Source organism: Colwellia piezophila ATCC BAA-637 (genome assembly GCF_000378625.1).
Lineage (GTDB): Bacteria > Pseudomonadota > Gammaproteobacteria > Enterobacterales > Alteromonadaceae > Colwellia > Colwellia piezophila.
On record NZ_KB905181.1, the window covers coordinates 19,648 to 30,129 of the forward strand.

At 37.3% G+C, this 10,482-nt stretch carries 7 protein-coding genes and 1 tRNA gene; 7 read left to right on the forward strand and 1 reads right to left on the reverse strand.

The features are described from left to right. Positions 1–35 precede the first annotated feature (35 nt). The 4 genes from F580_RS0122635 (at position 36) to F580_RS0122650 (ending at position 5,516) form a co-directional block, all read left to right on the forward strand. Complete coding sequence (locus tag F580_RS0122635) at positions 36–1,835, forward strand: DUF885 domain-containing protein (RefSeq protein ID WP_019030046.1); 1,800 nt, start codon at positions 36–38, stop codon at positions 1,833–1,835. 163 nt (positions 1,836–1,998) lie between these two features. Further along, on the forward strand, positions 1,999–2,970 hold the full coding sequence (locus tag F580_RS0122640) for a YecA/YgfB family protein (protein WP_019030047.1): 972 nt from the start codon (positions 1,999–2,001) through the stop codon (positions 2,968–2,970). A 231-nt stretch (positions 2,971–3,201) separates the two neighbouring features. Further along, positions 3,202–3,693 carry a tRNA-uridine aminocarboxypropyltransferase gene (locus F580_RS0122645; protein WP_019030048.1) on the forward strand — a complete coding sequence of 164 codons (492 nt, stop codon included), beginning with the start codon at positions 3,202–3,204 and terminating at the stop codon, positions 3,691–3,693. A 116-nt stretch (positions 3,694–3,809) separates the two neighbouring features. After that, complete coding sequence (locus tag F580_RS0122650; RefSeq protein ID WP_019030049.1) at positions 3,810–5,516, forward strand: B12-binding domain-containing radical SAM protein; 1,707 nt, start codon at positions 3,810–3,812, stop codon at positions 5,514–5,516. A 337-nt stretch (positions 5,517–5,853) separates the two neighbouring features. Here F580_RS0122650 and F580_RS0122655 read toward each other — a convergent pair whose 3' ends face one another. Then, positions 5,854–6,057 (reverse strand): hypothetical protein, encoded by a 204-nt coding sequence (locus F580_RS0122655; RefSeq protein ID WP_026301618.1) that lies wholly within the window; start codon positions 6,055–6,057, stop codon positions 5,854–5,856. 252 nt (positions 6,058–6,309) lie between these two features. Between F580_RS0122655 and F580_RS0122660 the strand changes: the two genes are divergently transcribed. The 3 genes from F580_RS0122660 to F580_RS0122670 all read left to right on the forward strand — a co-directional run bounded on the left by F580_RS0122660 (position 6,310) and on the right by F580_RS0122670 (position 10,103). Beyond that, entirely contained in the window at positions 6,310–8,187 is a 1,878-nt protein-coding gene (locus tag F580_RS0122660) for a DUF885 domain-containing protein (protein WP_019030051.1), read from the forward strand. Positions 8,188–8,674: 487 nt separating this feature from the next. Continuing rightward, a tRNA-Ser gene (locus F580_RS0122665) sits at positions 8,675–8,765 on the forward strand. Between the two features lie 426 nt (positions 8,766–9,191). After that, positions 9,192–10,103, forward strand: a complete 912-nt coding sequence (locus F580_RS0122670; RefSeq protein ID WP_019030052.1) for a TolB-like translocation protein — start codon at positions 9,192–9,194, stop codon at positions 10,101–10,103. Positions 10,104–10,482: the final 379 nt, after the last annotated feature.

The window sequence follows — 10,482 nt, forward strand, 5'->3', positions numbered from 1 at the left end:
AGCAAAGTAATATAAAACAGAAATGAGAATGAATAATGATAAAAAAGAAAAATAAAATTTTAAAAAATATCCGAGGGTTGTGTCTTGTTTTATCAACGCTTATCTTTGCGACAAACCTTATGGCTGACGATAAAGTATCACTAAACGCGGATAAAAAATTAGAACAGCTGATAGCACAGCATTGGGATTATTCGATGAAAGAAAGTCCTTTATCAGCAACATCAGAAGGTATCAGTAAATATAATCATTTACTCAACCGAGTATCAAAAATTGATAATGATAGGCGACTTGTCGCGGAGACAAAATTACTTAGTCAATTAGTAAAAATTGACCCTGCGCAATTGTCTGACTCCAACCGAATAAATCATCAACTATTTAAGTGGGTGATTGAAGGCTCTATAGAAAGTTACCAACTTAATTTATCACGTATTCCACTCAATACTTTTTATAGTTTTTTTCTACAAGTATTAAATATGAGTAATGGTTTGCCGATGAATACAGCGAAAGATTACAACGATTACATCGCAAGAATTAACGAGATACCGCGTTTTTTTAATGAAAATATAACCAACATGCGATCAGGAATTCATTCCAATTTTACCCTGCCAAAAATTGTTGTTGAAGGTATTCTTCCTACGGTACAAGCACAGATATATGACAATCCAACGGATAGTAGTCTTTACAAACCTTTTGTGAAAATGAGCATTAAAATATCAGACAAAGAGCAAAAACAACTTAGAGAATCTGCCAAGCAAGCCATATCACAATCCGCAATACCTGCTTTTAGAACATTTTCCGAGTTTTTCGGCGGAGAATATTTACAGGCAGCGACAATAACGATTGGCGCAGAGCAAATGAATAACGGCAAAGCTTATTATGCTTCTCAAATTAAAAAATATACGACATTACCTAATATCACGGCTAAAGAAATACACCAAACAGGACTGAGTGAAGTAAAACGCATCAGAGCAGAAATGCTTGAAATAATAAAAGAGACAAAATTTGAAGGGTCATTTGAAGAATTTACCCAATTCCTGCGAACAGACCCTCAGTTTTACGCAAAAACACCAAAAGACTTGCTAAAAGAAGCATCGTATATTGCTAAACGTATTGACTATATTATGCCTGAATTTTTCAAAACGTTACCTCGTCTGCCTTATGGTGTTGTTGCTGTTCCAAAAGAAATAGCCCCTAATTATACTACCGCTTCCTATAACTCAGCAATTGTTGGTGGAACACGTGGTGGCGCTTATTGGCTAAATACCTATCAATTAGACCAACGGCCATTGTATGAACTTACCGCGTTAACATTACATGAATCAGTACCTGGACATCATCACCAATCGGCTATATCAAGTGAATTGGAAAATGTACCTAAATTCCGTTTAGGTCTGTATTTTAGTGCCTATGGTGAAGGCTGGGGATTATATTCTGAAAAATTAGGTGTTGAAATGGGCTTATATGATACACCTTATGATAATTTTGGCAGATTAAGTTATGAAATGTGGCGAGCTTGTCGCTTGGTTATTGATACAGGAATACATGCAATGAAATGGAGTCGACAACAAGGAATAGACTTCTTATCAAGTAATACCTCATTATCACCAACGAATGTTAGAGCTGAAGTAGACCGTTATATATCATGGCCTGGTCAAGCACTTTCATATAAATTGGGTGAATTACACATTTGGAAGTTAAGAAAAAAGGCAGAAAAATCATTAGGGAAACAATTTGATTTACGTGAATTTCATGATGCTTTATTGAGTAATGGTGCATTGCCATTGGCTATGGTTGAAGCTGAAATAGATCGATACATCACCTTAAACAAAAAATAGGAAAGAGTGCCCATTCTGCCCACCATATTAAGAAAACCGCAACTTTAACGAGTCGCGGTTTTTTTAGCTTTGAATTTGATGCTTTCAATGGTTACGGGAAGTAGAAGTGTTATATAATATGCGGCATATGCACTCATCATTGATTTTTTAACGCGGACTTCACATGAATTTACAACAAGCTTTATTGGAAATAGGTAATGTACAAGACACCGAATTACCTATTGCAGGTCTCGAATTTGTTAAAGCAAATTGGTCGGAATTTTATCCTGAATTAGAACGGCTGATAGATCAATTTATCGCAGATGATACCTCGTTAACCGACGATCAGCAGGTCATTTTATATTTTGGTACGTTATTATTAGCGGAATTAAAATACTCTCCAGCGTTAGAAAAGTGTTTGCAGTTATTTGCCCGTAGCGATACGTTTTTAACCCCTATTGAAGCAGTATTTGGTGATGCACTCACTGAATTAACTCCGACCTTATTTTATAATGTGGTCGATGGTAATACACAAGCATTGTGTAATTATATTGTAGATGGTCATCAAGCGATGTATTGCAAAGCATCTGCTATTGAAGCGGTATTTGCTCAGTACGAAGCGGGTATTATTGATGAATTCGTATTAAGTGCACATGTAACTCGATGGATAACTGTATTTTCGGCTTTACCGAGTTCAACCAATAGCTTTTTAATTAGCGCCTTAGCCGATTCTTGCATTGAATATCAACTTGATAATTTTAAACCTCAGTTTGTTGCATTAGGTGATAAAAATGTATTTGATGAAGACCGCTTTAAATATGACGAAGTAAAGGCATGGCATAGGGCAGGTACGCCTAAGTTGATTGAATCCGGCATGATTCAAATAGACTTTAATGTTGTTGATACCTTAAGTGCTTGGGCTGATGATGATTCTGACTCAGAAGGTGAAGGTGAAGAACTCGACAATATGTCAAATGAAGACTTTGAAGGCTTTGATTCGTTAATGGGGCAAGGCGGTTTATTGGCTAATATCCTGTATGACGAAAATACAATTTTAGAGAACAGTGTGCCCGTTAGTTCATTACCTACGGCTGGTCGCAATGATCCTTGTCCGTGTGGCAGTGGCAAGAAATATAAGAAATGTTGTTTAAGATAGCTCTGTAAAATGTAAATAGCTCATAGGGTTTTATCAGTGACATAACTAAATAGTCAAAACTACATAAGCAAAGTATGGCTCAAACATAACCCGTGAACTGGCAATAATATCCTTATGGAAAAGTATATGAGTTTAGTCTGCTAATCGAGAAATTAGCGGATTTTTGCTAAACCCTTCAATTTTTTCGAACAAGCGCTACAACAATAATCGAAAGCGGAACAATAGCTAAAAATGAAAATATTTTTACTGACCCATGAGCGTGAATTACACAGGGCAACCAATACTGGCGCTCTTGCTTTAGACGATTCGAATGCAATTGTTGAGCGTATACTTTGGCAAAGGCTAAGTCCTAATAAAGACCTTGTTAACCTAATAGAAAATAATAAAGCGGTATTATTATATTCGAACGGAGAATCATCCCCGGTAGCTGCTACAGCAGGATCATCGGTAGACTCAAAGGTAAGAATTGAAGAATATGAAAACATCATTATTATTGATAGCACATGGCAGGAAGCCAAAAAGATTTTCAACCACAGCGCTTATTTAAAAAATGCAGCACAGTTCACCCTGAAAACTTCCAATGATTCTTTATACAAACTTAGGGCCAATCAACCTAAAGGTGGTCTATGTACCATCGAATGTATAATCGAAGTGTTAAAAATGAAAGGGCAAAATAAAATGGCAGCAGACTTATCATTAAAGTTCGCCCAATTTAATGGCTAAAAATGTAATAAATCCAAATGATATTCATGAATAAGCTCAGCAATCACAGTATAATTGCGGCGATATTTTCAAAGGTATCAATTAACGGTATTTAATCAAAGGTAGTAAAATCGAGCATGGCACAGCCAAAAATCACCCCTGAACTAACCATCAAGCAAGTTGCACTCACACAAGGCAATACTCCTGTTTCACTAAGTCCAGAGTCAGCAACACCGGTACTTCTAAAACAGAGTACTCAAGTTACTCAGGCCGTTACTCAGGCAGATAGTCAGGAAGAGACTCAGCAAAGCAGTAATGTAATAGATAAAGACTCATCTAAAATAGTACTTGCTACGCTTAACGCACGATTTTTTCATACCAGTTTTGGTCTTCGTTACCTCTATGCTAATTTAAAAGAATTACAGCAATGTTGTGAAATAAAAGAGTTTATTATCCAAACTCGCGACATGGATATTGTTGAACAAATACTCGCATCGAAACCGGAAATTGTTGGTTTTGGTGTCTATATCTGGAACATCGTTGAAACAACGGCAGTTGTTAATTTATTGAAAGTGATAGCACCCGAAATTACCGTTGTGCTTGGCGGGCCAGAAGTCAGTTATGAAACTGAAAACCAAGCTATTGTTGCTTGTGCTGATTATGTATTGACCGGCCCGGCAGATGTGAGTTTTTATCAACTGTGTAAAGATATACTCAATAAAACACCACCCGATAAAAAAATTCTTAACTCAAAGCCCGTCGCCTTAGAAGATATAGCATTGCCGTATGAGTATTATACCGACGAAGATTTAAAGCACCGTCTGCTTTATGTGGAAGCATCGCGTGGTTGCCCCTTTAAATGTGAATTTTGCTTGTCGTCTTTAGACAAAACATCGACGCCATTTGAATTAACATTATTTCTTAAAGAAATGGAAATCCTCTATCAACGGGGGGCGAGAAACTTTAAGTTTATCGATAGAACCTTCAATTTAAACATTAATACCACCATGCAAATTATGCAGTTTTTCTTAGACAGAATGACTGACGATTTGTATCTGCATTTTGAAGTGGTACCCGATCATCTGCCGAGAAAATTAAAAGCCTTGCTAGCACAGTTTCCACAAGGCAGTTTACAGTTTGAAATAGGCATACAAACCTTTAACGTGGAAGTACAAAAGAATATTAGCCGTAAGCAAAATAACGCTAAATCAAAAGAAAATTTACTGTGGTTAAGAGATAATACTTCCGCCCATATTCATGCGGATCTTATTTTTGGTTTACCCGGCGAAACCTTCGACACCTTTAAAGACAGTTTCAACCAACTTTATCATTGTCGACCTCATGAAATTCAAATGGGTATTTTGAAACGCTTGAAAGGTAGTCCAATCATTCGACACACTGAAGCATTCGACCTACGTTTTAATCCCTTACCGCCGTTTAATATATTAAGTACCGACCGAGTGAGTTTTACCACCATGCAACGTATTAACCGCTTTGCACGTTATTGGGACATGATTGGTAATTCAGGGCGTTTTAAATACTCATTACCTCATATATTGTCTGATGAACCATTTGATGATTTTATGGCAATTACCGAGTGGATTTTTAACAAGACCGGCCAAATACATAAATTTAAACTGAAAAAATTATTTGAGTTGATTTCACAAGCAGTAGAAGCGTTATTTCCAGAAAAACATCAGCTTGTGATTGAAAAAATTGAAATTGACTACAACGCAGCTAAATTGAAAAGTTTGTTTAGTGGTCTCAATCTCTATGCCGTAGCTCAAGTGGAAACCGTAAGTAAAAACAAAGCATTAAAGCGCCAACAGCAACATATGAGCTAAAGGTCATTTAATTACCTAACTAACCCTTTGGCCGTGTTCACACCATTGCTCCGGCCAGACTTTAAGAAATCGCAAGGTTAACGAGTAGCATGGTATTTTCTTGTTAAAGACTATTTAGCCGGTGGTGAAGATGGTGAAATAAATGTCGGTAAACCGAGAACCCTAAAGTTAGGCTTAAGAAATAAATTTAAATCTCTGGGTAAGGTGATTTATTAATAAAGTTAAACGCTTAGCCCTATTAGGCTAAGCGATTTGGTTTTATAGGTCATCATAGAACCTCAGTGGTAATTTAATCCTGACCACTTACCATGCCTCTCAGTGAATCTATTCGCTCAAATCACTCAACATTAGCGGTTACTTCACGGTACAAGGAGCCGGCACGTTCATCGACGTCTTTGGTGAACTCATTAATGATAACTTTCTCTTCTACGGTATAGATAAACCAACTACCCATACTTGTTAGTAAGAAACCAGCGATTACAACAACTAACTGTATATTCAACGAATTATTTTTATTGACCATAGTTGAAGATTTTTGCACTGTTATTATTTTTTAAATAATAACATGAATTACCATGCCAGAAGAAAATCGTGATATCAAAGTGTTTACATCAAGTTAAATTATTTTAAATTATTCCTTAGACGTTACTGAGATACTTTAGCCATATGCAAAAACTTATAAAAAATAACACTTTAGGCTTTCTAATGCATTGAATCTATGGGATGTTAATGATTGTGGAAAGGGGACCTTAATCTTCCCGATAATAATCAGTTATAAAAAGGCATAATAATAATGAAACCCATGCTTACAGTACTAGCGTTAGGTATGTTAACTGCTTGCCAACCAAACACGTCAACTGCAGAAAAGGAAACGTCTTCGGAGCTTAAACAGGCATCGTCAGTCGTTGCTAAAGCTCAAACAGAAAGTGAACGGTTAAATCAATGGTTCGCCGTTAAGTACGAAGAAGAGCTGCAAATGAGTCCGATGATGTTGACGTTTTTGGGTCGTAAAGAAAAATATGACCAAGTTGATGATATGACCTTAGCGGCGGAAAAGAAAATATTCGCGTGGAAAAAGAAAAACATAGCGGAGTTAAACAGACAATTTGATTATAAAAAATTAGACAATGAAGCAAAAATTTCTTATGATATTTGGCAGCATCAATATCAAGAAGCGGTCGCTGGTCAGGCGTTTGTTCATAATAACTATATTTTTACGCAGTTTAATGGGATTCAGGCCTTTGCTGCCCAATTTCTTATCAACTTTCATAAAGTAGACACAGAAAGCGATATGCTTGCTTATAACACGCGGATATCAGGTACTGCTACCGCAATTGATCAATTGTTAGAACGGGCAAAGGAAAATGCTAGTAAAGGTGTTCGACCGCCAAGATTTGCTTATCAAGGAGTTATTGAGCAAGCCACTAATCTAATTACGGGTGCGCCTTTCCTCGAAGGTGAAACGACTGGACCTGATGTTGCATTATGGGCCGATGCTAAAAGAAAAGTTGCCGCCTTAGTTAAAAATAAGGTTATCAATCAAGCTAAAGCCGATGAATTACAAGCTCAAGCGAAAGAAGCTTTAATCAATCGATTTTTACCAAGTTATCAAGCCTTAATTACTTGGTTTGAAACGGATATTGTTAATACCGATGCTGTTGCTAAAGGGGTATCTAGTCAGCCGAATGGCAAAGATTTCTATAATTTTAAATTAAAATCATCAACAACAACAGATCTAACAGCAGACGAAATTTATAACACTGGTGTGATTGAAGTAGCTCGCATTACTGAAGAGATGGTTAAAATAAAAAACAGAGTCGGCTTTGAAGGTGATCTTCAAGAATTCTTTACCTTTATTAAAACAGACCCACAGTTTTTCTTTAACAATAATGATGAGGGTCGACAAGGTTATATCGATCAAACAGAACAATACCTATCGGTTATTGAAAAAGAATTACCTAACTTTTTCGGTGTTCTACCTAAAGCGAAACTGGTAGTGAAACGTGTTGAAGCTTTTAGAGAACAAGATGGCGCGGCACAACATTACTTTCCAGGTACACCTGATGGTGCAAGGCCTGGCGTTTATTATGTTCACCTTTCTGATATGAACTCGATGCCAAAAAATGAAATGGAGGGCGTTGCTTATCATGAAGGAAACCCAGGGCATCACATGCAAATCTCAATTGCCCAAGAATTAACCTCAGTACCTACCTTTAGAACACAAGCTCATTTTACTGCTTATAGCGAAGGTTGGGGTTTATACGCAGAACTACTCGCTAAAGAAATGGGCGGTTACCAAGATGATTATTCTGATTTTGGCCGTTTAGTGAATGAAATCTGGCGAGCTATTCGCTTGGTTGTTGATACAGGATTACACAATAAAGGTTGGACTGAAGCACAGGCTATTGCTTACTTTAAAGAAAAATCACCTATTTCAGAAGAGGCGATTATTTCAGAAGTAAGACGTTATTTAGTGCTGCCAGGTCAAGCAACATCTTATAAAATAGGTATGTTGAAAATAATGGCACTACGAGCTGAAGCAGAGAAGACATTAGCGGACAAGTTCGATATTAAAGGTTTTCACGATACTATTTTAGGTGGTGGCGCTATGCCGTTATCACTTTTAGAAGTACGAGTAAAAAACTGGATAAAGAAAGTACAAGTTCAATAATTGCTCTTACTTAGCTCATGAAAAGGCTCATTATCCCTATTGTATTTAGAGAGAATGAGCCTTTATGGTTTTTACCATCCTCTATTGCTTGTGCGGTGTCGCTGGCAAAGTTAAGGCTGCTTCGATCATGGTCTTAGTATTTTTCACGATTGCTTAATGATTTTACATTTTGTTTAAAAAAACGCCATATCGCGGCGGTTAAGAGTAGGTGCTGACATAATAGTGTCCAATCAAAAAAATTCATCATTGGACTTTATAATAGTGACGGGTAAAAGGTATCACCTAGGTGACGGTTCCAACAATTTTTTCATGCATGCAAAATGTGATTAAAAAAATAGCTAATAAGGTCACTAAAAGCAGAATCTGGCTATTTTTGTAGCAAACAAACGATTTTATTGAAATAGTGCTTTACAACTTATTAGAGAGACTTTAGTATTCGCCTCGTTCTCAGACAAGCATTGTTTTTCAAGCTTATTTGTTAACTTCAGGTGAGATGGCTGAGTGGTCGAAAGCACCGGTCTTGAAAACCGGCGAGGGTTTGTAGCCCTCCTAGAGTTCAAATCTCTATCTCACCGCCACATTAAGAAAAACCCGTTAACCGTAAGGTTAGCGGGTTTTTTGCTTTTACAGTATATTAAATAGTGAAAGGGTTTGTAGCGCAGCACCTACAACATAGAGTTCAAATCTCTATCTCACCGCCAATTAGATATGAAAGGGGGAACAATGTGAAGTAGGTTTCACGGCAATCTGTGCGCGTTGCTGACCTTAGCTTTTAAATTTTTGCCATATATTTTCTAATGAATTACTCGAGTCATTTTACTGAGGCGTCTCCATAAAAAGCGTTATATGCATCTAATAAGTTGATTATCGTCGTCAGAAAAAAATCAGCTGAAATTCATAAAGACGTCAGGTATTTTAGAATCGACTTGTTTAAACTGATGTTTTGTTCAATCACATTTAAGCGAAGTTAAATAATTCGTTAATTTCAAAATAAGGAATAAATTATGAAGCGTGTTAGCACTGCAATTGTTCTACTGTTTTCTGTTCTAGTGATGAGCAGCACTAGTTATAGCCAAGATGACATTTCCATCCCTGATGGTCCCTATCTCGGTCAAACGCCACCCGGATCAACACCTGAAATTTTTGCACCCGGTATTGTTAATACAGAGGGATTTGTTGAAGTTGAGGGTATGTTTGGGGCGGATATGAATACCTTTTATTTCGTCAGAAATGCTGAGAAATATTCTGGAATAGTAAAAGTTGGAGCATTTAAAGGAGAAACTTCTACGGCTGGGTTGATTGTCATTGAATATAAAAATAATAAATGGCAGCAGTCTGTTGTCGCGACGGCTGTGAGCGAACCATCCATCTCACCCGATGGTAACACCATCTATTTAAAAAATGCTTATGTAGAACGCACAAGCGATGGTTGGTCAGAGGTAAAAGGCCTCGGCGAGCTCTTCGAAAATATAGAGATTATGAGGCTATCGGCGTCTTCAAGCGGCACGTATTACTTTGATACCTATAGTCAAAAGATGGATATTCCTTTGCGTTATTCCCGCTTGGTAGACGGCAAACATGAAGAGCCTAAATCATTGGGTCCTCAGTTTGGCATCGGTAGATACAATGCCCACCCTTATATTGCGCCGGATGAAAGCTTTATTATCTTTGATAGCGTCAGAGAAGATGGACAGGGCAGATCTGACATTTATATCAGTTATCGCGCGGCTGATGGCTCATGGGGCCCTGCCATTAATATGGGCGACAAGATAAATACCGCTCATTCTGAAAAAAATCCAAGTTTGTCACCCGATGGGCAATTTCTATTCTTTGATAAGCGGACAAAACGCGGAAACGAAGAAGTAAATATCTACTGGGTGGATGCACAAATTATTGAAACGCTCCGGCCCAAATAGCAAACCAAATAGCAAACCAAATAGCAAACCAAATAGCAAACCATATAACAAGCTACTTCAGCGGAGCAAGACTCGTTACGCTCCCATTGCCCGTTGAGTAGAGTATTATCGATACAAAATCGGCTCTTCTCCGCTTTGATGCAAATAATTGTATCTTCTGGCTAATCTATCATATTGATTTAATATTATTTTTTCACCCAATTGAATAATGATCAAGTCATGCCAACTATCTCTTCAACACTTTTTCAACTTCCAGGACAGTGTATTGAATCAATAACACTTGATAATGAGCATACTGTTGTCATTCAGTGTCGACGGGATAAACGTAGAAAGCCTATCGATCCAAGAACAAATCAATCAGGAACGATCAACCGTTATG

Bases quoted from the DNA above. Each gene is read 5' to 3' on its own strand.
- F580_RS0122635 (WP_019030046.1), top strand. From the start codon at position 36: ATGATAAAAAAGAAAAATAAAATTTTAAAAAATATCCGAGGGTTGTGT.
- F580_RS0122640 (WP_019030047.1), top strand. From the start codon at position 1,999: ATGAATTTACAACAAGCTTTATTGGAAATAGGTAATGTACAAGACACC.
- F580_RS0122645 (WP_019030048.1), top strand. From the start codon at position 3,202: ATGAAAATATTTTTACTGACCCATGAGCGTGAATTACACAGGGCAACC.
- F580_RS0122650 (WP_019030049.1), top strand. From the start codon at position 3,810: ATGGCACAGCCAAAAATCACCCCTGAACTAACCATCAAGCAAGTTGCA.
- F580_RS0122660 (WP_019030051.1), top strand. From the start codon at position 6,310: ATGAAACCCATGCTTACAGTACTAGCGTTAGGTATGTTAACTGCTTGC.
- F580_RS0122670 (WP_019030052.1), top strand. From the start codon at position 9,192: ATGAAGCGTGTTAGCACTGCAATTGTTCTACTGTTTTCTGTTCTAGTG.